General features: G+C 63.3%; 19 protein-coding genes and 1 pseudogene. 12 read left to right on the top strand and 8 right to left on the bottom strand.

Annotated elements, in window-relative coordinates:
* The first annotated feature begins 71 nt into the window (after nucleotides 1-71).
* The 3 genes from IFT76_RS16360 (at nucleotide 72) to IFT76_RS16350 (ending at nucleotide 4,163) form a co-directional block, all read left to right on the top strand.
* Entirely contained in the window at nucleotides 72-1,496 is a 1,425-nt protein-coding gene (locus IFT76_RS16360; RefSeq protein WP_122479996.1) for an aspartate ammonia-lyase, read from the top strand.
* Nucleotides 1,497-1,709: 213 nt separating this feature from the next.
* Complete coding sequence (locus IFT76_RS16355) at nucleotides 1,710-3,152, top strand: alanine/glycine:cation symporter family protein (RefSeq protein ID WP_192059318.1); 1,443 nt, start codon at nucleotides 1,710-1,712, stop codon at nucleotides 3,150-3,152.
* A gap of 12 nt (nucleotides 3,153-3,164) precedes the next feature.
* Nucleotides 3,165-4,163: an asparaginase gene (locus IFT76_RS16350; protein WP_192059316.1), complete on the top strand. Its 999-nt coding sequence runs from the start codon at nucleotides 3,165-3,167 to the stop codon at nucleotides 4,161-4,163.
* Between the two features lie 410 nt (nucleotides 4,164-4,573).
* On the opposite strand, the gene IFT76_RS16345 is transcribed toward IFT76_RS16350, so the two are convergent.
* The gene (locus IFT76_RS16345) at nucleotides 4,574-5,785 is read right to left on the bottom strand and encodes a YeeE/YedE family protein (RefSeq protein ID WP_192059314.1); all 1,212 of its coding nucleotides are present in this window, start codon (nucleotides 5,783-5,785) and stop codon (nucleotides 4,574-4,576) included.
* A gap of 366 nt (nucleotides 5,786-6,151) precedes the next feature.
* Here IFT76_RS16345 and IFT76_RS16340 point away from each other — a divergent pair, with 366 nt between their 5' ends.
* From IFT76_RS16340 to IFT76_RS16330, 3 genes are all read left to right on the top strand, one after another.
* Nucleotides 6,152-6,598, top strand: a complete 447-nt coding sequence (locus tag IFT76_RS16340; RefSeq protein ID WP_192055147.1) for a GNAT family N-acetyltransferase — start codon at nucleotides 6,152-6,154, stop codon at nucleotides 6,596-6,598.
* A gap of 8 nt (nucleotides 6,599-6,606) precedes the next feature.
* Entirely contained in the window at nucleotides 6,607-7,290 is a 684-nt protein-coding gene (locus tag IFT76_RS16335) for a GNAT family N-acetyltransferase (protein WP_122480001.1), read from the top strand.
* 61 nt (nucleotides 7,291-7,351) lie between these two features.
* A complete protein-coding gene (locus tag IFT76_RS16330) occupies nucleotides 7,352-10,312 on the top strand; it encodes an autotransporter family protein (protein WP_192059312.1) in 2,961 nt (986 codons plus the stop codon).
* 75 nt (nucleotides 10,313-10,387) lie between these two features.
* Here IFT76_RS16330 and oadA read toward each other — a convergent pair whose 3' ends face one another.
* Together oadA and IFT76_RS16320 are read right to left on the bottom strand one after the other, a co-directional pair.
* Nucleotides 10,388-12,211, bottom strand: coding sequence for a sodium-extruding oxaloacetate decarboxylase subunit alpha (gene oadA, locus IFT76_RS16325; protein WP_185794645.1), 1,824 nt, complete (start codon nucleotides 12,209-12,211; stop codon nucleotides 10,388-10,390).
* Between the two features lie 11 nt (nucleotides 12,212-12,222).
* Nucleotides 12,223-13,638 (bottom strand): acetyl-CoA carboxylase biotin carboxylase subunit, encoded by a 1,416-nt coding sequence (locus tag IFT76_RS16320; protein WP_122480004.1) that lies wholly within the window; start codon nucleotides 13,636-13,638, stop codon nucleotides 12,223-12,225.
* Between the two features lie 188 nt (nucleotides 13,639-13,826).
* Here IFT76_RS16320 and IFT76_RS16315 point away from each other — a divergent pair, with 188 nt between their 5' ends.
* Nucleotides 13,827-14,789, top strand: coding sequence for a LysR family transcriptional regulator (locus IFT76_RS16315; protein ID WP_192059310.1), 963 nt, complete (start codon nucleotides 13,827-13,829; stop codon nucleotides 14,787-14,789).
* Here the strand turns inward: IFT76_RS16315 and IFT76_RS16310 are convergent.
* From IFT76_RS16310 to IFT76_RS16300, 3 genes and pseudogenes are all read right to left on the bottom strand, one after another.
* Entirely contained in the window at nucleotides 14,731-14,946 is a 216-nt protein-coding gene (locus IFT76_RS16310) for a PA3496 family putative envelope integrity protein (protein ID WP_192059308.1), read from the bottom strand. The two genes, IFT76_RS16315 and IFT76_RS16310, sit on opposite strands and share 59 nt — an antisense overlap.
* Before the next feature lie 99 nt (nucleotides 14,947-15,045).
* Nucleotides 15,046-15,921, bottom strand: coding sequence for a transcriptional regulator HexR (gene hexR, locus IFT76_RS16305; RefSeq protein WP_192059306.1), 876 nt, complete (start codon nucleotides 15,919-15,921; stop codon nucleotides 15,046-15,048).
* A gap of 195 nt (nucleotides 15,922-16,116) precedes the next feature.
* Nucleotides 16,117-17,664 (bottom strand): annotated as a pseudogene (locus tag IFT76_RS16300) (PAS domain-containing protein); the annotation flags it as partial.
* Nucleotides 17,665-17,818: 154 nt separating this feature from the next.
* On the opposite strand from IFT76_RS16300, the gene uvrD reads away from it, so the two are divergent.
* The 3 genes from uvrD (at nucleotide 17,819) to IFT76_RS16285 (ending at nucleotide 21,573) form a co-directional block, all read left to right on the top strand.
* Nucleotides 17,819-20,002 (top strand): DNA helicase II, encoded by a 2,184-nt coding sequence (uvrD, locus tag IFT76_RS16295; RefSeq protein ID WP_122480009.1) that lies wholly within the window; start codon nucleotides 17,819-17,821, stop codon nucleotides 20,000-20,002.
* A 191-nt stretch (nucleotides 20,003-20,193) separates the two neighbouring features.
* Nucleotides 20,194-21,048, top strand: a complete 855-nt coding sequence (locus IFT76_RS16290) for a Tim44 domain-containing protein (protein ID WP_122480010.1) — start codon at nucleotides 20,194-20,196, stop codon at nucleotides 21,046-21,048.
* Nucleotides 21,049-21,165: 117 nt separating this feature from the next.
* A complete protein-coding gene (locus IFT76_RS16285) occupies nucleotides 21,166-21,573 on the top strand; it encodes an SMI1/KNR4 family protein (protein WP_122480011.1) in 408 nt (135 codons plus the stop codon).
* Between the two features lie 101 nt (nucleotides 21,574-21,674).
* Here the strand turns inward: IFT76_RS16285 and IFT76_RS16280 are convergent, their stop codons facing one another.
* Nucleotides 21,675-23,429 (bottom strand): cation:proton antiporter domain-containing protein, encoded by a 1,755-nt coding sequence (locus IFT76_RS16280; RefSeq protein WP_122716149.1) that lies wholly within the window; start codon nucleotides 23,427-23,429, stop codon nucleotides 21,675-21,677.
* A gap of 251 nt (nucleotides 23,430-23,680) precedes the next feature.
* Between IFT76_RS16280 and IFT76_RS16275 the strand changes: the two genes are divergently transcribed.
* Nucleotides 23,681-24,166, top strand: a complete 486-nt coding sequence (locus IFT76_RS16275; protein WP_122480012.1) for an acyl-CoA thioesterase — start codon at nucleotides 23,681-23,683, stop codon at nucleotides 24,164-24,166.
* Here the strand turns inward: IFT76_RS16275 and pdxY are convergent.
* On the bottom strand, nucleotides 24,163-25,029 hold the full coding sequence (pdxY, locus tag IFT76_RS16270; RefSeq protein WP_122480013.1) for a pyridoxal kinase PdxY: 867 nt from the start codon (nucleotides 25,027-25,029) through the stop codon (nucleotides 24,163-24,165). The genes IFT76_RS16275 and pdxY overlap by 4 nt on opposite strands.
* A gap of 117 nt (nucleotides 25,030-25,146) precedes the next feature.
* On the opposite strand from pdxY, the gene IFT76_RS16265 reads away from it, so the two are divergent.
* Complete coding sequence (locus IFT76_RS16265; RefSeq protein ID WP_122716071.1) at nucleotides 25,147-25,536, top strand: DUF3301 domain-containing protein; 390 nt, start codon at nucleotides 25,147-25,149, stop codon at nucleotides 25,534-25,536.
* Nucleotide 25,537: the final 1 nt, after the last annotated feature.

The following is a 25,537-nucleotide window of genomic DNA, read 5'->3' as shown; positions in this document are numbered from 1 at the left end:
CAAATCTGCTACAGGCCTAGCATTGCAAGCATTCCGGCACTTGCCGGGCCTCTACAGAGATTATCTCTATCATGTCCTCCGCTGCATCACTGCGCACTGAAAAAGACCTGCTCGGCGTTCTCGAAGTCCCGGCTGAAGCCTACTACGGCATTCAAACCCTGCGCGCCGTGCACAACTTCCGCCTCTCCGGCGTGCCGTTGTCGCACTACCCCAAGCTGGTCGTGGCCCTGGCCATGGTCAAGCAGGCCGCCGCCGATGCCAACCACCAGTTGGGGCATCTGAACACAGCCAAGCATGCGGCAATCAGTGAAGCGTGTGCCCGCCTGGTGCGCGGCGATTTCCACGATCAGTTCGTGGTCGACATGATTCAGGGTGGCGCCGGTACGTCCACCAACATGAATGCCAACGAGGTGATCGCCAACATCGCCCTGGAAGTCATGGGCCATCAGAAAGGCGAATACCAGTACCTGCACCCCAACAACGACGTGAACATGGCGCAGTCGACCAACGACGCCTACCCGACGGCCATTCGCCTGGGTCTGCTGCTGGGCCACGACGCCCTGCTGGCCAGCCTCGACAGCCTCATCCAGGCATTCGCCGCCAAGGGCGTGGAATTCGCCCACGTGTTGAAGATGGGTCGGACCCAGCTGCAGGACGCCGTGCCGATGACTCTGGGCCAGGAATTCAAGGCCTTCGCCACCACGTTGACCGAAGACCTCAACCGCCTGCGCAGCCTGGCTCCGGAACTGCTGACCGAAGTCAACCTGGGTGGCACCGCCATCGGCACCGGCATCAACGCCGACCCGGGCTATCAAGCGCTGGCCGTGTCGCGCCTGGCCACCATCAGCGGCCAGCCGCTGGTGCCCGCCGCCGACCTGATCGAAGCAACCTCCGACATGGGTGCATTCGTGCTGTTCTCCGGCATGCTCAAGCGCACTGCGGTCAAGCTGTCGAAGATCTGCAACGACCTGCGCCTGCTGTCCAGCGGCCCGCGTACCGGCATCAACGAAATCAACCTGCCGGCGCGCCAGCCGGGCAGCTCGATCATGCCGGGCAAGGTCAATCCGGTGATTCCCGAAGCGGTCAACATGTGCGCCTTCGAGATCATGGGCAACGACCTGGCCCTGACCATCGCCGCCGAGGGCGGGCAGTTGCAGCTCAACGTCATGGAACCGCTGATCGCCTACAAGATCTTCGACTCCATCCGCCTGCTGCAGCGCGCCATGGACATGCTGCGTGAACACTGCATCGTCGGCATCACCGCCAACGAACAGCGCTGCCGCGAGCTGGTGGAGCACTCCATCGGCCTGGTCACCGCGCTGAACCCCTACATTGGCTATGAAAACGCCACCCGTATCGCTCGCATCGCCCTGCAGACAGGTCGCGGCGTGCTGGAGCTGGTACGTGAGGAAGGCCTGCTCGACGACGCCATGCTGGCCGACATCCTGCGCCCGGAAAACATGATCGCGCCGCGCCTCGTGCCCCTCAAGGCCTGAGCCGGCCGTACGCTCACCAGGTCGAGGGACTAGACACCTCTCACCTTTTGAGGGCTCCGAGAGCAATTTCGGAGCCCTTTTTTTGTGCCGCTGTAACGCCCTGGGTCAAACATCCCACAAGATGAATATGCCCAGTCCTATGCACCAAAAAGCTGCGCGGCCTTACACCTATGGGTATAGTGCCGCCCTTTTGAACTTGACGAGGTAACCCCCATGCTTGAAGTCATCAACGACTTCCTCTCGGGAAAAGTCCTGATCGTGCTTATCGTCGGCCTCGGTGGCTATTTCACCGTGCGCTCGCGCTTCGTCCAACTGCGCCACTTCCTGCACATGTTCAGTGTGTTCCGCGACAGCCTGCGCAACAGTTCAGACCAGCTCAGCTCGTTTCAGGCACTGATGCTCAGCCTGGCCGGGCGAGTCGGCGCCGGTAACATCGCAGGCGTCGGCATTGCCGTGACCCTGGGTGGCCCGGGCGCGGTGTTCTGGATGTGGGTCACCGCCCTGGTGGGCATGGCCAGCAGCTTCTTCGAATGTACCCTGGCGCAGGCCTACAAGCGCTGCGACCCCGACGGCCAATACCGCGGCGGTCCTTCGTTCTACATTCAGCACGGCCTGGGCAAGCGCTGGCTGGGCATGGTCATGGCGGTGCTGTTGCTGCTGACCTTCGGCTTTGCCTTCAACGGCCTGCAATCGCATGCGGTCACCAGTTCGCTGAACGATGCCTTCGGCCTGTCCACCACCTGGACCGGCGTAGGCCTGGCCGCGTTGCTGGGCCTGGTGTTCTTCGGTGGTATCAAGCGAATCGCGGCGGTCGCCGACCTGCTGGTGCCGGTCAAGACCCTGGCCTACATCGCCGTCAGCCTCTATGTGATCGTGCTGCAGTTCGATCAGGTTCCGGAAATGCTGGCGACCATCGTGCGCAGCGCGTTCGGCCTGGACCCGGTATTCGGCGGTCTGCTCGGCAGCGCCATCGTCATGGGCGTGAAACGTGGTGTGTTCGCCAACGAAGCGGGCCTGGGCAGTGCGCCCAACGTGGCCGCCGTGGCGCAGGTCGAACACCCGGTTGCACAGGGCGTGGTGCAGGCGTTCAGCGTCTTCCTCGACACCTTCGTGATCTGTACCTGTACCGCACTGGTGATCCTGCTGTCGGGCTTCTACACGCCGGGCTTCGAGGGCGATGGCATTGCCCTGACGCAGAACTCGCTGGCCAACGTGGTGGGTGAATGGGGCCGGGTGTTCATCAGTGTCGCCTTGTCGCTGTTCGTGTTCACCTCGATCCTCTACAACTATTATCTGGGCGAGAACAGCCTGCGCTTCCTCATTGGCGACAACCGCAAGGCGGTGCTGGTGTACCGCGCGATCGTGCTGTTGCTGATCTTCTGGGGCGCCATCGAAAACCTGGAAACGGTGTTTGCCTTCGCCGACATCACCATGACCCTGCTGGCCTTCGTCAACCTGATCGCTTTGGCCATGCTGTTCAAGACCGGCCTGCGCCTGCTGCGCGACTATGATGCGCAGCGCAGTGCCGGGATCAAGGTACCGGTGTTCGATTCGCGGCAGTTCGCCGACCTCGACCTGGATCTGAAGGCCTGGCCGGTACCAAATCCGTCGGCAGCCGATGAAAAGGCCCAGGCATCCCTGCCCGTCCAGCGTTAAGGAGCCTTCTGCATGAGCATCGCATCCCCTGCCCGTCATGTGCGGGTGCTGTACACCGGCGGCACCATCGGCATGCAGGCCAGTGCCAATGGCCTGGCTCCGGCTTCGGGCTTCGAGGCGCGCATGCGCGAACAACTCGATGCCCAGCCTGAGCTGGTGGTGCCGCAATTCAGCTTCGAGGAGCTGCTGCCGCTGATCGACAGCGCCAACATGACGCCGGCCTACTGGCAGCGTCTGCGCGAAGCCGTGGTTCGAGCGGTGGATGAGCAGGGTTGCGATGCCGTACTGATCCTGCATGGCACCGACACGCTGGCGTACAGCGCGGCGGCCATGAGCTTCCAGTTGCTGGGGCTCCAGGCACCGGTGCTGTTCACCGGTTCCATGCTGCCTGCCGGGGTGCCCGGCAGCGATGCCTGGGAAAACGTCAACGGCGCCCTGGCAGATCTCGCCCGGGGCCTGGAGCCGGGTGTACACCTGCATTTCCACGGTGCGCTGCTGCCGCCGACCCGCTGCGCCAAGGTGCGCAGCTCGGGGCGCAATCCGTTTGCCGCATTGCGGCGCACAGGTGGCGCCGCCAGGGTCGCACCGATGCCGGCGGCGCTGGATTATCGCCAGCCACGTCAGCCTGCCAGCATCGGTGTATTGCCGCTGTACCCCGGCCTCGGCGTGCCGCTGTTGCAGGCGGTCGTGGACAGCGGGGTGCAGGCCTTGCTGCTCGAATGCTACGGCAGCGGCACCGGGCCGTCCGACAACGCGCCGTTCCTCGACGCGCTGCGGGCAGCTCAGGCGCGGGGCATCGTGGTCGTAGCGCTGACGCAATGCCAGGAAGGCGGCGTCGAACTGGATGTGTATGAAGCCGGTAGCCGCCTGCGCGATGCAGGCGTGCTCTCCGGCGGCGGCATGACCCGCGAGACGGCACTGGGCAAGCTGCACGCATTGCTGGGTGCAGGCTTGCCGGTGGAAGAAGTCCGCCGCCTGGTAGAACTCGACCTGTGCGGCGAACTGGCCTGATCGAAACCGCGGCGCGCCCTTCGCGCTGCTCCAAGGGTTGCGCACATCCGTAGGAGCGGTCATCGGCCGCGAAACAGGCGCTGCGGTGCATCAGACAGACTGCGGCGCGCCCTTCGCGGCCACGGACCGCTCCTACGAAGCTTGCATGATCCCGTAGGAGCGGTCAGCGGCCGCGAAACAGGCGCTGCGGTGCATCAGACAGACTGCGGCGCGCCCTTCGCGGCCACGGGCCGCTCCTGCGAAGCTTGCACGATCCCGTAGGAGCGGTCATCGGCCGCGAAACAGGCGCTGCGGTGCATCAGACAGACTGCGGCGCGCCCTTCGCGGCCACGGACCGCTCCTACGAAGCTTGCATGATCCCGTAGAAGCGGTCAGCGGCCGCGAAGCAGGCGCCGCGGTGTCACTGTCACTCAGCAGCCGGTCAGGCGTTCCACGCGCGCTTCGTTGGGAAAGAACAACGGACGCAAGCGAACGCCAACGCTGTTGCCGATGAAGGCGGCAACCAGCCACAGCCAGCCATGCAGGCTGCCAGAGGCAATGCCGCTGAAATACGCACCGATGTTGCAGCCATAAGCCAGGCGCGACCCATAGCCCAGTAACAACCCGCCAATCACGGCCGCGATCAGTGACCGGCGCGGGATCTTCAAGCTGGGCGCGAAATGCCCGGCCAACCCCGCCGCCAGCAGTGCACCCAGCACGATACCGATGTCCATGACGCTGGTGATGTCCTCCCACACCGGCGCAGCCAGCGCCTTGGCGTTGGATGCGGTTTGCCAGAACGCCCAACTGCCCACGTCCACGCCCAACCCACTGGCCACTTTCGCCCCCCACAGGGCGAACGCCGACGTGATGCCCCAAGGCCGACCGGCCAGCGCCAGCGTGGCGAAGTTCAGCAGCGCCAGCGCGACTGCTCCCCACACCAGGGGCCACGGCCCGCGCAGGAACCTGTTCGAACCAGGCGTCGCCCGCACGTCGGGTGTTTCCAGCGCACCATGCCGACGCCGTTCCAGGCCCACGGTCACCCACGCGATCAGCGCGAACACGCCCAGGCTCAGCAACAGCGCCGGCACCACGCCCAGGCTCTTGACGATCGAGATCGCCGGCAACGATGGCAAGGCAAACCACCAGTCCACATGGTGGGTCGCGATCAGTGAGCCACAGATGAAGAACAGCAGGGTCACCAGCATGCGTGCGTTGCCACCACCGACGGTGAACAGCGTCCCCGACGCGCAACCGCCACCCAACTGCATGCCGATGCCGAAAATGAAGGCACCGAACACCACCGACAAACCGGCGGGCGCGACCAGCCCCACCACCGGCTGGCCGAACAGGCTGCCTGCACCCAGAACCGGAAAGAACAGCAGCACCGCCAGCGTCAGCATGACCATCTGCGCCCGCAGCCCTGCGCCTCGGCGATCACGGATGAACACCCGCCAGGCAGACGTGAAGCCGAAGGCTGCGTGATAAAGCGTCAGACCCAGGGCCGCACCGACCGCCCACAACAGCACCTGGCGCGAACCCACCGCAGCGGCGAGAAACACCCCGCCGAGCACCAGCAGAGAGATCGCCACCAGCGGCGCACCCAGTGCACGCCGTGGGGCAACAGAAAAGGTCGAACTCATGGCAGCATCCGAATAGAGAGACAAGACAGCGCAGCAGTATAAAACCTAAAGCCAGGTGTTGATGCGTCTCTGCGACCAGAGCGACTTCAGGCCGCAGGTGATCGGTGCCAGGCACCCGCAGGATTTTGTGAACAACCTTCTTGCAACGTTCCCTCGACGCGCCGGTCAGAAACTGTCCAACCGCGGCTGAGCAAGCCATTTCACTGTATGTAATACCAGACGCTTAGGGCGATCTGTGGATAAACCTGTGCATAACCGGGGGTATAACCCTGTGGATACCTGTGTGGATAATCTTCCGAGTGCTGTTGGATGCACTCGCTCGCACAAGATGCCAAGATGACCGTCACGACCCACCGGAGCACGACCATGTCCGACCTCGCCATTCGTCCTGTTACCGCAGCCGACCATCTTGCCTGGCTGAACCTCTGGCGGGCCTACCAGCTTTTCTACCAGACCGAGATTCCCGACGCCGTGACCCAGGTCACCTGGCAGCGCATGCTCGACGACGCCGAACCCATGCACGCGGCGCTTGCCTGGCGCGACGGCGTGGCCATCGGCATGGTTCACTACATCTATCACCGCTCGTGCTGGACCATTGAAAACTCCTGCTACCTGCAGGATCTGCTGGTGGATGCTTCGGTACGCGGTGGGGGCGTGGGTCGCCAGTTGATCGAGTTCGTCTACGCAACCGCCAAGACCGCCGGTTGCGCCAAGGTCCACTGGCTCACCCATGAAACCAACAGCACCGCCATCGGGCTGTACCGGAATATCGCCGAGCAGCCCGGTTTCATCCAATTTCGCAAGCCACTCTAGGAGCTGCCATGCCCACATCCGCCTCCGCATCCGACTGGAAGCCCGTAAAGGCACCCGTGGCGACCACCATGAACGGTCGCTTCATCCGCCTGGAGAAACTCGATCCCAAGCGCCATGGTGAAGACCTCTGGGAAGCCCTGCAGGGGCCGCAGTCCGACGCGCAGCTGTGGGACTACCTGCCCTACGGTCCCTTCAACGACCTGGAGCTGTTCTACATCTGGCTCGACGGCTATGCCATCAGCAACGATCCGCTGGGCTTCTGCGTGGTCGACCAGCACACCGGCAAAGCCGAAGGCATCCTCAGCCTGATGTCCATCGTGCCGGCGCACGGACGCCTGGAAGTGGGCCACGTGGCCTTTGCCGCCTCCATGCAGCGCACGCCCAAGGGCACGGAGGCGATCTACCTGGCGCTCAAGCTGGCATTCGGTCAGGGCTATCGCCGGGTCGAATGGAAGTGCGACAACGCCAACAAACGTTCGCGCCGCGCCGCCGAACGCGTCGGTTTCAGCCTCGAAGGCGTGTTCCGCCAGCACATGGTAGTCAAGGGTCGCAACCGTGACACGGCGTACTTTTCCATCACCCACAGCGAGTGGCCGGCAATCGAGGCAGCGTTCGAGGGCTGGCTGGCGGTAGACAACCAGCCTTCTTCCGGCCAGCGCAAACCCTTGGAACAGTTTCGCGTCGGCGTTTAAATAATTCTGTAAAGACCAGGGGCTATACAGGACGACCTCACTGCAATCAGGTCGTCCGCTCATGCCGTACTCTCCGCACCGCCTCGCCCTTGCCATCGCTCTGCTCGCCCCGGGCACGCCGATGTCGGCGGCCTTCGCCAAAGACCTGCAGATCGATACCGCCATCCAGGCGACGCAAAGCCTGAGCGATACCGATCGCCTGACGGTGAGCAAGGCTGGGAGCATCACGGCCAGTGCCGAGGCGATCAAGCTCAAGGGTTCGGCAGCGGGTACTGGCGTGGTTGTGGATAACTCGGGCCGGCTGATCTCCACTGCCGATCGAGCCATCGACAGCTCCAGTAGCGGCGCAATGCGCAACTACACCCTGATCAATCGCGCGGGTGCGCTGATTCAAGGCTCGTCCGATGCCTTTCGCATCAAGGACGATTTCAGCCGTGGCGCCATCGCCATCGACAACAGTGGCACGCTGCGCTCGCTGAACAAGCGCGCTATCGATCTGGAAGCCCTGGAAAGCGCTGGCATCGCCACCACCCTCGACAACCGCGCCGGCGGGTTGATCCGCAGCGAAAAGAACGACGCGATGAAAACCGGCATCAATGCCACGATCATCAACCACGGCGAGATATCCACAGGCGACACCGTCAGCCTCGACGACAAGTACGACGGTATCGACGTGGCGGCGGCCACTGGCGTGTCCGTGTACAACCATGGCTTGATCAGCGGCGGCCGCCACGGCCTGACCACGGACGAAGGTGCGCTGCTGTACAACGAAGGCACGCTGATAGGCCGCAATGGCTCGGGCTACGGTTCGGACGGCAATGGCACGGTCATCAACCATGGCCTGATCTCCGGCGATGTGTCCGGCCTGCAGGCCGTGGGTGATGGCGACGGTGTGGACATCGACTACATCGGCCATATCGAGAACTACGGCACCATTCGCGGCACCGGTGCATCCGGTGCCAAGCCAGGCGATCCCCTCAATGCCAGCGAAGGCATCGCCATGGGCGGCGGTTATATTTTCAATGCGGCAGGCGCCACCATCAACGGCGCCGACAATGCCATCCTGATCGACGATGGCAGCAATGGCTCGGCCCATGGCGCCACCTATCTGGAGAACCATGGCAGCATCAGCGGGCTCAACGGCTTCGGCGTGCAGCTCAATGGCGCCTTCGCCGACACCGTCATAAACGCCGGCTCCATTGGCGGCAGCAATGGACAGGCCCTGCAAATGGGCGCAGGCGATGACCGTTTGACCGTACTTAGCGGTGGTCGCTTCAACGGTGTGGTCGACGGCGGCAGCGGCCGCGATCGTGTGATCCTGGAGGGCAATGCCGGCGGCAGTTTCGGCAACAGCCGCCACTTCGAAACCCTGGAAGTGCAGAGCGGCACCTGGACCCTCACCAGCATCGGCGACTTCAGCGCCGACAGTCGCATTGCCAACGGCGCCACGCTGATCAACCAGGGCAGTATTGCCGGCAACCTCAGCGTTGATCCGGGCGGCGTCTACGCCGGCGGTGGCGCAGTGGGCAACCTGCTCGTCAACGGCACCTTGTCGAGCAACAGCCAGCTGGGCACTGCCTTGGTCAACGGCGACCTGACACTGGCACGCGGCGCAACCCTGGCGTATGGGGTGAACGCCGATGGCAGCAGTGCGCCGCTGCAGGTCGCAGGCGCGGCCAATCTCGACGGCGCCACCCTGGCCGTTGTCCCGAGCAGTGGCGAATACCCCTGGCAAAGCCGCTACACCGTGCTGCAGGCGGGCAGCGTGAACGGTCGCTTCGGTACGGTGACGAGCGACTACGCCTTTCTGACCCCGACCCTGAGCTACGGCGCGACCGCGGTCGACCTCGACTACACCCGCAACGACATCGCCTTCGCCGACTTCGCCAGCACCACCGATGGCGGCAATGCGGCCCGCAGCCTGGCTGCCGCAAGCAGCGGCACCTTGTACAACGCCCTGCTCGGCACCAGTACCGCCAGCGCAGGGGCGGCCATCGAGCAACTGGCTGGCAGCAGCAACGCCAACCTGGCTGCCGCAACCCTGGCCGGTACCACCCAGGTCGGCAGCAGCATGCTCTCGGCCATGCGCCAGATGGGCAGCGGCAGCGGCCTGCTGGTGGGTCTGGGCGCACAAGACACGCCGGTGCTGGCCGCCAGCGGCATACCCGACCAGGCCCGCAACCTCAACGACCCCAACGCACAGGGCCGTGTCTGGGTCCAGGCACTGGGCAGCTACGGCAAGCTCGATGGCGAACACGGCAGCGATGGCCTCGAACAACGGACTTCGGGCGCCGTGCTGGGCATCGACTGGGCACTGGCCCCGGACTGGCGCGTGGGTCTGCTGGGTGGTTATTCACGTACCGACCTGGACGCATCCGGCGTGGACGGCAAAATCGACAGCTGGCACGCAGGCATCTATGCCCTGCGCCAGAGCGGCCCGCTGGCCCTGCGCCTGGGTGCGGCCTACAGCCAGCATGATGGCAACAGCAAGCGCAGTGTCGACTTCGCCGGCTTCAGTGACCGTTTGCGCGGCGACTACGACGCCGACAGCCAGCAAGCCTTCGCCGAACTGGGATACGACCTGGGCAGCGGCCGGCTCAGCGCCGAACCCTTCGCCAACCTGGGCTACCAGCGCTACAGCCGCGACGGCTACCGCGAAAAAGGCGGAGCCGCCGCCCTTGCCGTGGACGCCCAGACACAGGACAACTTCACCAGCACCTTCGGCGTGCGCCTGGCTCACTTGAGCCAATTGGACAACGGCATGAGCCTGACCCCGCGTGGCAGCCTGGGCTGGCGTCATGCCTATGGAGACGTCGACAACAGCACCCGGCAGGCGTTTGCCAGTGGTGGCAATGCGTTCAGTGTCGAAGGCAGCGCCCTGGACCGCGACAGCCTGATGGTCGAAGCCGGCCTGGACCTGGGTGTCAGTGCGCGGCAGAGCGTCGGCATTGGTTACACCGGCGAGCTGGGTAGCAACAGTCGCAACCATGCTGTGGTCGGCCAGTGGCAGATGCGCTTCTGATCAGTCTCGCGGCTGCCGGGTGGACAAAAAAAAGGGGGCCACCCGGCCCCCAGAGGAAAACCTTGAAACCTGAGATCAGCCCTCGATCTCGATCAGTATCTCGCCGGGGTTCACGCGGTCGCCCTTGGCCACGTGGATCGCCGTGACCTTGCCTGCCACACCGGCCTGGACCTCGGTTTCCATCTTCATCGCCTCGGTGATCAACAGCGCCTGGCCGGCCTTGACCGAGTCACCCAGCTTGACCAGCACATCGACGATATTGCCGGGCATGGCGGTGCTGACATGGCCGGGTTCGCTGGCCTGCTTGCGTTTGCCGATACCGCTGCCGACGAACTCGTTCAACGGCTCGAACACCACCTCTTCAGGCATGCCGTCGATGGACAGGTAGAAGTGCCGCTTGCCTTCGGCCTTGACCCCGACACCGGTGATGTCGACTCGATAGCTCTCGCCGTGCACATCGATGACGAATTCGGTCGGTACCCCTTCACCGCTGCGCGCAACCTGCGCTCCGGCCTCGGGGATCGGCAGCAACACCTCGGGCACCAGCGTGCCGGCGGCACGCTCTTCGAGGAACTTGCGCCCGATGTCGGGGAACATCGCAAACGTCAGTACATCCTCCTCCGACTGGGCCAGCTCGCCGATGTCCTTGCGCAGCTTGTCCATCTCCGGCTTGAGCAGGTCGGCGGGACGTACGTCGATGACCTCCTCGCTGCCGATCGCCTGGCGCCGCAGTTGTTCGTTGACCTTACCCGGCGCCTGGCCATAGCCGCCTTGCAGGTACAACTTCACTTCGTTGGTGATGGTCTTGTAGCGCTCGCCGGCCAACACGTTGAAGAATGCCTGGGTACCGACGATCTGCGAGGTGGGCGTGACCAGTGGCGGGAAGCCGAGGTCTTCGCGCACCTTGGGGATCTCGGCCAGCACCTCGTTCATACGGTTCAGCGCGCCCTGCTCCTTGAGCTGGTTGGCCAAATTGGAAATCATCCCGCCCGGCACCTGGTTGACCTGCACACGGGTATCGACCGCGGTGAATTCGCTTTCGAACTGGTGGTACTTCTTGCGCACGGCGTAGAAATACAGGCCGATTTCCTGCAGCAGTTCCAGGCTCAGGCCGGTATCGAATTCGCTGCCCTTGAGCGCCGCGACCATCGACTCGGTGCCCGGATGGCTGGTGCCCCAGGCGAAGCTCGAGATGGCGGTGTCGATGTGATCGGCGCCATTTTCCACGGCCTTGAGCTGGCACATCGCGGCCAGGCCTGCCGTGTCGTGGCTGTGGATGAACACCGGCAGCGACTGCTCGGCCTTCAACGCCCTGACCAGTTCGCCGGTCGCATAAGGCGTCAACAAGCCGGCCATGTCCTTGATCGCCACCGAGTCGCAGCCCATGGCTTCCATCTGTTTGGCCTGGGCCACGAACGCGGCCACGGTATGCACCGGGCTGGTGGTATAGGCGATGGTGCCCTGGGCGTGTTTGCCGGCTGCCTTCACGGCCTCGATGGCCACGCGCAGGTTCCGCACGTCGTTCATGGCATCGAAGATGCGAAACACGTCGATACCGTTGTCGGCCGCCTTGGCCACGAAGGCCCGCACCACGTCATCGCTGTAATGCCGGTAGCCGAGCAGGTTCTGCCCGCGCAGGAGCATCTGCAGACGCGTGTTCGGCAGCGCCTCGCGCAGCTTGCGCAGGCGTTCCCACGGGTCTTCCTTGAGAAAGCGCACGCAGGCGTCGAAGGTGGCGCCGCCCCATACTTCCAGCGACCAGTAGCCCACCCGGTCGAGCTTGTCGCAGATAGGCAGCATGTCCTCGGTGCGCATGCGCGTTGCCAGCAAGGACTGGTGGGCGTCGCGCAGGATGGTGTCGGTAACGAATATTCGCTTGGAAACAGGCGTATTGGACATTGTTGTGTTCCTCACAGGCCGGCGTGGGCGGCGATGGCGGCGGCGATGGCCAGGGCCAGCTCTTCGGGTTTGCGCTTGATCGAGTACTGGGTCAGCTCGGGGTGGCTGTCGACGAAACTGGTGTTGAACTGGCCACTGCGAAACTCGGGGTTGCGCAGGATTTCCTGGTAGTACGCCGCAGTGGTCTTGATGCCTTGCAGGCGCATGTCATCCAGCGCACGCAGGCCGCGGTCCATGGCCTCCTCCCAGGTCAGCGCCCAGACCACCAGCTTCAGGCACATGGAATCGTAGAACGGCGGAATGGTGTAGCCGGTATAGATCGCCGTGTCGGTGCGTACGCCCGGCCCACCAGGCGCGTAGTAGCGGGTGATCTTGCCGAAGCTGGGCAGGAAATTGTTCTTCGGATCCTCGGCATTGATGCGGAACTGCAGGGCAAAGCCGCGGTGCACGATGTCTTCCTGCTTTACCGAAAGGGCCAGCCCCGAGGCGATGCGGATCTGCTCACGGACGATGTCGATGCCGGTGATTTCCTCGGTGATGGTGTGTTCGACCTGCACCCGGGTGTTCATCTCCATGAAATACACCTCGCCCTCGGCGAGCAGGAATTCCACGGTGCCGGCGTTCTCGTAACCCACCGCCTTGGCCGCTCGCACCGACAGGTCGCCGATGTAGGCGCGCTGCTCGGGGGTCAGCTGCGGGCTGGGCGCGATCTCGATGAGCTTCTGGTTGCGCCGCTGAATCGAGCAGTCGCGCTCGAACAGGTGCACCACATTGCCGAAGCTGTCACCCAGAATCTGTGCCTCGATGTGCTTGGGATTGACGATGCATTTTTCCAGGAACACTTCGGCCGAACCGAAAGCCTTGGTCGCTTCGGAAATCACCCGCGGGAACGCCTGCTCCAGCTCCTCGCGGCTGTTGCAGCGACGAATGCCGCGCCCGCCGCCACCGGAAGTGGCCTTGAGCATGACCGGATAGCCGATGCGTTCGCCCTCCTCCAGCGCTTCGCGGATGTCGGCCACGTTGCCCTCGGTGCCGGGCGTGACCGGCACGCCCGCCTTGATCATGCTGCGCCGGGCTTCGGTCTTGTCACCCATGCGGCGGATGACCTCGGCAGACGGGCCGATGAACTTCACCCCTCGCTCGGCGCAGATATCCGCCAGCTCGGCGTTCTCGGAAAGGAAGCCATAGCCTGGATGCAGGGCATCACAGCCGGTCTCAACCGCCAGGTTCACCAGCTTGCGTGGGTTCAGGTAACCGGCCAGGGGCTCGGCACCGATGCTGTGGGCTTCGTCGGCGCGCTTGACGTGCAGCGCGTGGCGATCGGCTTCGGAGTAGATCGCGACCGAACGAATGCCCATTTCGGCGCAGGCTCGTACGATACGTACGGCAATCTCACCTCGGTTGGCGATCAGGATCTTTTTTATCACTTGGAATTTCCTCGACCGATGAATCCATTCGGGTCGGTGCGTGGCCGACCCTTTGGGTAACCAGTTGTTTCCTGGTCGCCCCTGCAAGCTAGCGCGGCATGAGGATTAATAAAAATAAATCTTTGTTGGGTTACATATTAGTAAAAGCTTATATTTGAGGAACTACCCACCGCACATCGGATTAATAAATGCGTAAGTCATTGATGCGCTTGACGTTGCGTCAGCTGCAAGTGTTCAACGAAGTGTGCGACCTGCGCTCCTACAGCCGCGCGGCAGAAGAAATGTCGCTGACTCAACCGGCAGTCAGCTTGCAGATTCGTCAGCTGGAAGAGCTGGTGGGCCAGCCCTTATTCGACTATGTGGGCAAGAAGCTCTACCTGACCGAGGCAGCGCAAGCGCTGCAGGCCGCCAGCCGGGATATCTTCGGCCGTCTGGAAAACCTCGACATGCAGCTGTCCGACCTGCAGGGCTCGCTGCAGGGGCAACTCAAGCTGGCGGTCGAATCCAGTGCCAAATATTTCACGCCACACCTGTTCGCCGCCTTCCGCACGCTGCATCCGGAAGTCAATCTGCAGCTCACGGTGGTCAACCGTGCGCAGGTCATTCGCCGTTTGAGTGACAACCGCGACGACGTGACCATCATGTCGATGGTGCCGCAGGACATGGGGCTGGACTTTATGCCCTTCCTCAACAACCCGATCGTGGCGGTGGCTCCGCCCGAGCACCCGCTGTGCCAGCAGGAACGGGTGAACCTGCAGGACCTGCAAGCCTATACCTTGCTGGTACGCGAACAGGGTTCGGGCACACGACGAGCGTGCGAGGAATATTTCAAAGAGAAGCGCGTGCATTTTGCGCAGACGCTGGAAGTGTCTTCCGCCGAGGCTCAGCGCGAATGCGTGATCGCGGGGCTGGGGCTGGCACTGCTGACACGCCACGCCGTCGCCAGGGAGTTATCCACAGGTACCTTGTGCGAATTGCGTGTGGAAGAGCTGCCGTTGCAGCGCAGTTGGTGCGTGGTGCAGGCCAAGGCACGGCGTCAGTCGCCGGTGGCGTTGGCCTTTACCGCATTCATCCGCGCCGAACGTGTACAGATCACGGCGCTGGTCGAGCGCTTTGCCGGGAACCCGTCGATGCCGCCTGCCAGTAATTGAGCTCGGCATCGTCGCCGATTTCCTGGAGCAAACGACGCTGCTCGGAATAGCTCTCGATCGCGCGGCGAAACTCCATGCGGCGCTGATCTTCCTGCTGACGTTTGGTACGGGTCGCGCTGTTGCCCTGCGGTTGCGAGCCATCGAAGTAACGAGCCATTGCGTGTCTCCCAGTTCGAGTTCGGGAGTACAGGGTGGCGTGGCTATGTGAAGGTTTGGCGACGAGGCGGTGAACATCGGGTTAAACCGCAGCGGTCGCTCAGTCCTCGTGAGCCTCGTGGGCCTTCAACGACTTGGGCGACAGGCGCAGGCTGCGCAGACTGCGCTTGACGCTCTTCAGGTGATTGACCAGGTCCGGGCCGCGGGCCATTGCCACGCCCATGGCCAGTACGTCGATCACCACCAGGTGGGCGATGCGGGAGGCCAGCGGGGTGTAGATCTCGGTGTCTTCATGCACGTCGACCGCCAGGTTGACCGTCGCCAGTTCCGCCAGCGGCGTCTGCCCCGGGCACAGCGAAATCAGGGTGGCGCCGGTTTCACGCACCAGGTTGGCGGTGATCAGCAGGTCCTTCGAGCGCCCGGATTGGGAGATGCACACGGCCACGTCGGTCGGCTTCAGTGTCACTGCCGACATGGCCTGCATGTGCGGGTCCGAGTACGCCGCCGCCGTCAGCAGCAGACGGAAGAACTTGTGCTGTGCATCGGCGGCCACTGCGCCGGATGCGCCGAAACCATAGAACTCGACACGCTGTGCGGTGACCATGGCGCGGATCGCCCGCTGCAGGGCTTCGGGGTCGAGCTTCTCGCGCACCTCCATCAGGGTATGCAGGGTGGTGTCGAAGATCTTCAGGCTGTAGTCGGCCACCGAGTCGTCTTCGTGGATGGCGAACTGACCGAAACTCGCCCCCGCCGCCAGGCTTTGCGCCAGCTTGAGTTTGAGGTCCTGGAAACCGGTGCAGCCGATCGCCCGGCAGAAACGCACGATGGTCGGCTCGCTGATGCCCACGCTGTGCGCCAGGTCGGCCATGGAGCTGTGCATCACCGCCGCAGGGTCCAGCAGCACATGCTCGGCAACCTTGAGTTCGGATTTGCGCAGCAGGTGGCGAGACTGGTCGATGTGTTGCAGCAGGTTCAAGGGACAGCTTCCGCTAAAGGGGTCGAAGGGCCGGGATGTAGCTAGTCTGCAGTTATACTACAGGCCTCTGTGATCGCCCAGTTAAACGTCTCAGCAAGGATGATCGGCCGCCAAATCCGGCCCTTTGCGAATGTCATCGGTACCCATGAGTCTCACCTGCGCGTACCCCGGCCCAGGCTAGCGGTGGTCACCGGTACGCGCCGACACGTCGGTGACCAGAACGATGGTCTGGTGAACTTCACCTCGGGCATTTCGCACGCCGATCAGTTGTAGCCATTGACCATACTGCTCCCCATTCAGTCGCGTCTCGGTCAGCGCTCCCTGCCATGAACCCTCGACGTCCATGGCATGCCGAATCGACGCCTCGCACCTGCGCACATCGCGACTGCAAGGCAGCTGCCACCAGGATCGCCCGCAGAGCTGATCCGCAGCCAGCCCGGTAATACGGCTGAATGCCGGATTCGACGTCAGTACTTTGCAATGAGCATCGAGCACCAGGATGCCCTCGCTGGAATGGTCGAACACCAACCCCGCCAGCTCCAACTGGCCGCTCAGGACGATGTCGCGGCTGGCGTCGCGGCGGGTGCCGACCATGCGCAGAACACTGCCATCCGCCGCACGCTCCACGGCCCGACCGTGGTCTTCGATCCACAACCAGTGGCCTTCATGGTGGCGGATCCGGTACTGCACCAGGTAGTCGTCGCTGCGACCCTTGAGGTGGTCGATCATGGCACGCTTCACCCGCGGCACGTCTTCCGGGTGCATGCGCGGGCGCAGTTGCTTGAGCATTGCCTGCATGAATTCCGGCTCCAGGCCGAACAGCTCCTTGAGTTGGGTGTGGTAGACCTCGTCTGTGCTCAGGTTCCAGTCCCACAGGCCCAAACCGCTCGCCTCCAACGCCAGGGCCAGACGCTGCTCGCTCTTGCCCAGCGCCTGGTTGGCCTGATCCAGTTCACGACTGCGCTGCTGCACGCGATTTTCCAGCTCCGCATGGGCCTGAGCCAATTGCTGCTGGGCCTCGCGGCGCTGGCCAACTTCGGTGGTCAGGGCCTGGTTCAGGCGCTCGCTGCGGCTTTGCGCCAACTGCAGGGTCTCGATCAGCTCCTGGTTGCGAAAGCGCCGCAACAGGCTGCGGTTGGTCAGGCGATTGACCTGCCAGGCGACCACCAGCAATGCCCCCAGGAAAATCAGCCCGAACCAGCCCCAGCCGCGCTGGGCGCCGTCGTTCCATACGAACAGGTAGGCGGTGGGCGGCAGCAGGCACGGCAAGGTATAGGCAAGAAAGGCCGGCAGGCTGACCGCGTAGGCCACGCTGGCCGACAGCGTCGCCGCGCCGAGCAGGCCGAACACCCAGGCCTGTTGGATGAGGTTGTCTTCGGACACCAGCATGATGGCCGCCGCCGCCAGGGTCGCGCCGCTGACGGCCGAGCCGAGGATGAACATGCGCCGCCAGTGGGCCTGGGCCTGCCGGTCCGGCATGGCCGCATCGAACGCCGCCACCTGGATGACTCGTCCGGCCACCAGCAGCAACAGCCACAGCAACCCGATGCTGACCCCCAGGTAATGCTGCGGAGTCCATAGCAGCCAGGCACACAGGCCGCCGTTGAGCAGCATCAGCAAGGTCGGCAGCAATGAGCCCTGGTACAGCAGGCGCGTGCGCTCGGCGGCCAGTTGCGCGGCGTAGCGCTCCTGCAGGGCCTGCTGCTCCAGGGGCGAGTCCAGCGGGTTGAGGTTCGGCGTCATGGGCAATGTGCTTGTCGTGAGGTGCCATCCGTCGAGCCAGAATACACAAGCACAGGCGGCGCACTTGCACCTTATGTCCGACTCTGCAGGTATTTATCCAAAGACGCGCAACTCTTGTTTGCCCCAACTCCATCGCGCACCCTAAAATGCCCGGATGCGCGATGACCTCTCCCTTCTGCTGAACTCCCTCAACGATGCCCAACGCCAGGCCGTAGCGGCCTCCGTCGGCCGTCAGTTGGTCCTGGCCGGTGCTGGTTCCGGTAAAACCCGAGTGCTGGTGCACCGTATCGCCTGGCTGATCCAGGTCGAAAACGCCTCGCCGCACTCGCTGCTGTCGGTGACGTTCACCAACAAGGCGGCCGCCGAGATGCGCCAGCGCATCGAGCAGCTGATGGGCATCAATCCGGCCGGCATGTGGGTCGGCACCTTCCACGGCCTGGCCCATCGCCTGCTGCGCGCGCACTGGCAGGAAGCTGGCCTGAACCAGAACTTCCAGATCCTCGACAGCGACGACCAGCAGCGCCTGGTCAAGCGGGTCATGCGCGAGCTGGGCCTGGACGAGCAGAAGTGGCCGGTGCGCCAGGCGCAGTGGTTCATCAACGGGCAGAAGGACGAAGGTCTGCGCCCGCAGCACATCCAGCCCGGTGGCGACCTGTTCCTGGCGACCATGCGCTCGATCTACGAAGCGTACGAGGCGGCCTGCGCGCGGGCGGGGGTGATCGACTTCTCCGAACTGCTGCTGCGCGCCCTCGACCTGTGGCGCGACAACCCTGGCCTGCTGGCGCACTATCAGCGCCGTTTCCGCCATGTGCTGGTCGACGAATTCCAGGACACCAACGCCGTGCAGTACGCCTGGCTGCGGTTGCTGGCACAAGGTGGCGACAGCCTGATGGTGGTAGGCGACGACGACCAGTCGATCTACGGCTGGCGCGGCGCCAAGATCGAAAACATTCACCAGTATTCCGCCGATTTCCCTGATTCGCAGCTGATTCGTCTGGAACAGAACTACCGCTCCACCGCCGGCATCCTCAAGGCCGCCAACGCCCTGATCGCCAACAACAGCGGGCGTCTGGGCAAGGAGCTGTGGACCGATGGCGGCGACGGCGAGCCGATCAGCCTGTACGCCGCGTTCAACGAACACGACGAGGCGCGCTATGTGGTCGAAACCATCGAGAGCGCGCTCAAGACCGGCCTGGCGCGCAGCGACATCGCCATTCTCTACCGTTCCAACGCCCAGTCGCGGGTGCTGGAAGAGGCGCTGTTGCGCGAGCGTATCCCTTATCGCATCTATGGCGGGCAGCGCTTCTTCGAACGCGCCGAAATCAAGAACGCCATGGCGTACCTGCGCCTGCTCGAAGGGCGCGGCAACGATGCCGCCCTGGAGCGGGTGATCAACGTCCCGCCACGCGGCCTGGGCGAGAAGACCGTCGAAGCCATCCGTCAGCATGCCCGTCATGCCGAAGTGTCGATGTGGGAAGCCGGCCGCCAACTGGTGGCCAACAAGGGCCTGACCGGGCGTGCCGCCAATGCCCTGGGCGCGTTCATCGAGCTGATCGAGAACCTCGCCGCCAAGGTCATGCAGATGCCGTTGCACCTGATGACCCAGACGGTCATCGAGCAGTCCGGCCTGATCATCTACCACCAGGAAGAAAAGGGCGAAAAAGGCCAGGCACGGGTGGAAAACCTCGAGGAACTGGTCAGCGCTGCGCGCAACTTCGAAAACGGCGAGGCAGAAGCCGACCTGACGCCGCTGGCGGCGTTCCTGGGCCATGCCTCGCTCGAGGCCGGCGACACCCAGGCCGAGGAGCACGAGGACAGCGTGCAGCTGATGACCCTGCACAGCGCCAAGGGCCTGGAGTTTCCCTACGTGTTCCTGGTGGGCATGGAAGAAGGCCTGTTCCCGCACAAGATGAGCCTGGAAGAGCCTGGCCGTCTCGAGGAAGAGCGTCGCCTGGCCTATGTCGGCATCACCCGGGCCATGCAGCAGCTGGTCATGACCTACGCCGAAACGCGCCGCCTCTACGGCAGCGAGACCTACAACAAGGTGTCGCGCTTCGTGCGCGAGGTGCCCGCCGGGCTGATCCAGGAAGTGCGCTTGTCCAACAGCGTGAGTCGTCCTTTCGGCGGTGGCCAGGCGCAGAACTCGAGCAGCCTGTTCGGTGCGGCCAACATTCCGGAAACCCAGTTCAACCTGGGCCAGCGCGTGCAGCACTCTGTGTTTGGCGAAGGCGTGATCCTCAACTTCGAAGGCTCCGGCGCGCAGGCGCGAGTGCAGGTCAACTTCGCCGAGGGCAGCAAGTGGTTGATGCTGGGGTACGCGAAGCTCGAGCCAGTGTAGCCACTGGCTGCAGGGTTTTGTCGCGGTGCCCGGCGGCCGCGAAAAAGCCGACACGGCCTTTCCAAGGAGCAACGAATTTTCCTACGCCGCGCTTCGCATTTACGCAAAAGCTCGAAACATGTTGTCACTAGCTATGTACAGCACACCTGTGCAACATGACTCGCGTGCAATCCACCTAACGGAATGAACCTATGCAACGTTTTCTCAGCATGGCCCTGGCCCTGTGCATCGGCCTGACCATGAGCCTCGATGCCAGTGCCAAACGCTTCGGCGGCGGCAAGAGCATGGGCGCAGCCCCGACTCACCAGACTCGCCAGGCCGCGCCCACCACCCCAGGTGCCGCAGCAGCCGTCCCAGGCCGTGCAGCCCCAGCCGCCAGCGGTGCCTCACGCTGGTTGGGCCCTCTGGCCGGCCTCGCCGCCGGTGGCCTGCTGGCGTCCATGTTCATGGGCGATGGCTTCCAGGGCATGCAGATCTTCGACTTCCTGATCATGGCGGTCATTGCCTTCCTGATCTTCCGCTTCATCGCCGCTCGCCGTCGCAAGCAGCAGCAGGGCCCGCAAATGGCCGGCGCCGGTGCTCCGTACCAGCGTGAAGCGATCGACCAGGCACCTGCCCAACCGTCGATCTTCGGTGGCGCCAGTGGTGCTTCCGCAGCCCGTCCGGTGATCAACGCGCCGGCCTGGTTCAACGAAGAAAGCTTCCTGAACGCAGCCCGCAGCCACTTCCAGTCGCTGCAGCAGCACTGGGACGCCAACGAGATGGACAAGATCGCCGAGTTCGTTACCCCGCAGATGCTGCAATCGTTGAAGCAGGAACGTGCCGAGCTGGGTGATGGCTTCCAGTCCACCTACATCGACGATCTGCAAGTGCAGCTGGAAGGTGTCGATGACCGCGCCGAGAAAACCATCGCTACCCTGACATTCGTCGGCGTATCGAAGACCTCGCGCTTCGACAAGGGCGAACCCTTCAGCGAAAGCTGGAACATGGAACGCGCCCAGGGCGAAAATCAGCCTTGGCTGGTCGCGGGTATCCGCCAGAACTGATACACGTCACGCTTTGCAAAGCCCCGGCCCTGGTCGGGGTTTTTGCATTTTGAACGTTGCATCCATTTCCAGCTAAGGTATAAACCGCAGCGCGTATTCTGGTCAGAGGAAAACATCGTGGAAGAAGTGATCGAGCAGCTCCGAGAAGCCAATGAACCGGTACCGGTTCCCCTGGAACTGCCAGACGAAGACCTGCTGGTCGAGATCGAAGAGCAGTTGTTCATCAATATTCCGTTCGTCTTCAAGGAGTATCTGCTCACCGTCAGCGACGTCGTGTATGGCAGCCTGGAACCGGTCACCGTGACCGACCCGCAATCGCATACGTATCTGCCAGAGGTCGCCGCCAGCGCCTGGGACATCGGCGTGCCACGCGAGCTGATCCCGATCTGTCAGGACGGCGAGGACTACTACTGTGTCGAAGAAGACGGCACCGTGGTGCTGTGGTCGGGCGAGGAAGAGCTGGTGACCGAGGAAAGCTGGGAGTCGGTCTGGCACTGGGTACGAGACGTCTGGCTGGAAAGCTGATCGGTAGAGGCAGGTGTGACCTTTTCACAGCTCGACGGCGCGCCGCCAACCCTGTGGGAGCGGGTTCTACCCGCGAAAAGGCCAAACCTGCCTACCCAAATTCAATGCTCGACGTTGTTATCCAGGGTTTCCAGCAAAGCCACCTGCATCCGCGTATGCACGCGAATGAACCAGCGCCACAACACGGCCACCACTGCAGCTGCAACCACCGCAATCAACAGCAGTAATTCCATGGTCGGCAATATGCTCGCCGACAGTGCCGCCAGCAGCACGAAAATCACCAGCAGCGACAGCAGCGGAATGACTTCGGCGATGACGCGCCGCACCCGCTGGGTATGCCTGCCAGCCATTTCAGGCTTCACCCCCATTTCCGCCAGCAGCATCGACAGTGCCTTGAGCTTGCGATAGGCGGCGATCAAAAACGGCAGCGACAGCAGCAAGGCTGCGCCCCAGATCAGCGCCTTCTGCCCGCCCGGCTCGGCCACCCAGGTGGTCAGGTAACCGCCGATACGTTCGGCAAAATAGGCGCCGGCCAGAAAGATGCCGATCACCAGCGCCAGGTTGACCCCCACCTGCAGGAGGATCTTGCGGATCATCGATGCCAGCATGGCGCCCTGCCCGCGCGGCTGGATGCTGCGCAGCCATTCCCCGTACATGCCCAGCACGCGTGCGACACGTTGCGGCACGATAGCGCCGAGGCGATGCGACAAGGGATCGGCTGCCCGGATCAGGTACGGCGTGGACAGCGTCGTCAGCACCGACACGGCCACGGCAACGGGATAGAGAAAATCGCTGGTGACCTGCAGGGTCATGCCCAGCGCGGCGATGATGAACGAGAACTCGCCGATCTGCGACAAGCCCATGCCCACCCGCAGCGATGTCTTGCCATCGTTGCCGGCAATGAACGCACCCAGCCCGCAAGAGACGATCTTGCCGAGCACCACGGCCACGGTGATGACTGCAATCGGCCAGGCATAGTCGAGCAGGATGGCGGGGTCGAGCATGAGGCCGATGGCGACGAAGAAGATCGCGCTGAACATGTCGCGGATGGGTTCGATCAGACGCTCGATCTTCAGCAATTGCCGCGACTCGGCCATGATCGCCCCGATCAGGAAAGCCCCGAGCACCATGCTGTATTCAAGCTTGACCACCAGCAGGCAAAAGCCGAAGCACAGGCCCAGCACGGTCACCAGCAGCATCTCGTTGCTTTCGAAGGTGGCCACATAGGCCAGCAGTCGGGGCACCACCAGGATGCCCACGACCAGGGCAATGACCATGAACAGCGAGAGCTTGCCGACCGTCGAGAACACCTCGCCCGAACTGACCGCGCCGCTGACGGCGATCCCCGACAGCAGGGCGATGATACCGATACCTAGAATATCCTCGACGATCAGCACGCCGAAGATCAACTGGGCGAAGCGCTCGTTCTTCATCTTCAGGTCGTTGAGCGCCTTGACGATGATGGTGGTCGAGGAGATTGCCAGGATAGCCCCGAGGAACAGCGAGTCCATGGTGCCCCAATCGAACCAGCGGCCGATTTCGTAGCCGATCCAGATCATCAGCACGATTTCCAGGAACGCAGCGATAAAGGCCGTGGCACCGACCTTGAACAGTTTGCGCAGGCTGAATTCCAGGCCCAGGCTGAACATCAGAAAGATCACGCCCAGTTCGGCCAGGGTCTTGATGGTGTCTTCGTCGTGGATCAAGCCGAACGGCGGCGTATGGGGGCCGATGATGAAGCCGGCAACGATGTAGCCCAGCACCACGGGTTGCCGTAGCCGGTGAAACAGAATCGTCACCACGCCGGCTACCAGCATGATCACCGCCAGGTCCTGGATAAAACTGATGGCATGCACGGTGATAGCCTCCATTGCTATTCAGAATTGCTGTACCAATTGTTTCAGAAAGGCAGATTAACACCGGCCATTGCAGGCGAACGTCGGTGCAATATGCGGAAACAGATCGCCGCTATGCCCTGCGTAATGGCACGATAGACGTGACGGCGCCCGTCCGTTCGGCGTCCGCTTCTGGATGCAAGCCTTTGAAAGCGGCAAACGCCAATATAGGCGACGCCCCTGCACTTCTGCCAACCAACCGTGAGTTCACTATGGAACCTGGAAACGCCCAGCTGTCGATGACGGTGCTGATGACCCCCGACATGGCCAATTTTTCCGGCAATGTGCACGGAGGAACCCTGCTCAAATACCTCGACGAAGTGGCTTACGCCTGCGCCAGCCGCTATGCCGGCCGGTATGTGGTGACCTTGTCGGTGGATCAGGTGATCTTCCGCGAGCCGGTGCATGTCGGCGAACTGGTGACGTTCCTGGCTTCGGTCAATTACACCGGCAATACTTCGATGGAAGTGGGCATCAAGGTGGTCACCGAGAACATCCGCGAACGCTCCGTGCGCCACACCAACAGCTGTTTCTTCACCATGGTGGCAGTGGATGACCAGCGCAAGCCGGCCAGCGTACCGCCCCTGCAGCCGCAGGATGCCGAAGGCACGCGGCGCTTCATCCAGGCGCAGCAACGTCGGCAGATTCGCCAGGAGCTGGAAAAGCGCTACCGCGATCTCAAGGACGAGCCGATTTAAAGCGCCACGGCTTCGAACCGCAGGCGCGGATGGACGATGCGGTCCTGGGCACGCACCAGCTCCAGCTCGTAGCTGGCGCAGGCCTGGGTTTCCAGCAGCACTTCGTGCACCGCCGCCGCGGTGAATTCGAAAGCCGCCAGCCAGTCATCGCCCAGCAGCAGCCGGGCGAGGAACAGGCCGCTGGTCAAATCACCCACACCGACCGGTTGGCGCGGAAACGCCAGCAGCGGACGACGCAGGTGCCAGCTGCCCGCGGCAGTGACCAGAAGCATTTCGAAGTCTTCGGCCGATTTGCCCGGATAGGCCAGGTGCTTGACCAGCACCGCCTTGGGCCCGCGCGCCAGCAACGCCCGCGCCATGGCCACGCAGTCCGGCAGGGATTGGGCCTTGCGCCCGCTGAAGCTGTCGAGCTCCAGCTGGTTGGGACACAGCACGTCGGCAGCGGCAACGGCTTCATCGAGCAGAAAGTCGCTGACCTCGGCCGGCACCACGCAGCCTTTTTCCGCATGCCCCATCACCGGGTCGCACAGATACAGGGCCTTGGGATTGGCCGCCTTGACCCGACGTACCACGCCCAGGATCGCTCGCCCCTGCGCGGCGCTGCCCAGATAGCCACTGAGCACGGCATCGCAGTTGCCCAACTCGCCAATCGTCGCAATCCCTTCGACCAGTGCGGGAATGTGTTGCGGCGCCAACACTTCTCCCGTCCACTGGCCATACTGAGTGTGATTGGAAAACTGCACCGTATTCAGTGGCCAGACCTTGACCCCCACCCGCTGCATCGGAAAAACCGCCGCGCTGTTGCCGGCGTGGCCGAACACGACATGGGACTGGATGGCGAGCAGGTGTGGTGTACGTTTCATGCAAGGATTCCGGACCGGTGACAGGACTTCATGGCGCGCAGTATCGCGCGAAATGCAGCCTGTACGACAGACCGGAGACACAGTTAAGCTGCGAGCAACCGGTTGGAGCGCACTTCGATGTTGACCCTTGGCAATATGTTCATCCTGATGTTGATGGCCGCAGGTGCGGCTTGGCTGTGGCACAACCATGGCCTGCGTGAAAAGGCCCTGGCGCGGGTCAAGCAGCATTGCAGCAAGCTCGATCTGGAACTGCTCGACGACAACGTGGCCTTCAAGCGTTTTGCCTGGCTGGCCGATGCCAACGGCCGCAAGCGTCTGGCGCGTGTGTACAACTTCGAATTCACGGTGACCGGCGAGCAGCGCCATGCAGGCATCGCCACCCAATTCGGGCCACACGCGGTGCAGATCGAGCTGGCGCCCTACCCGTTCGAAGTGAAAACCGCGACCAGTGCCGAAGTCATCGAGATGAGTCAGTGGCGTCAGGAACACAAGCGCTGGCGTCCCTGAG

Source organism: Pseudomonas sp. CFBP 13727, from assembly GCF_014841915.1.
Classification (GTDB): Bacteria; Pseudomonadota; Gammaproteobacteria; order Pseudomonadales; family Pseudomonadaceae; genus Aquipseudomonas; species Aquipseudomonas baltica.
This window is presented reverse-complemented; position numbering and strand designations above follow the sequence as displayed.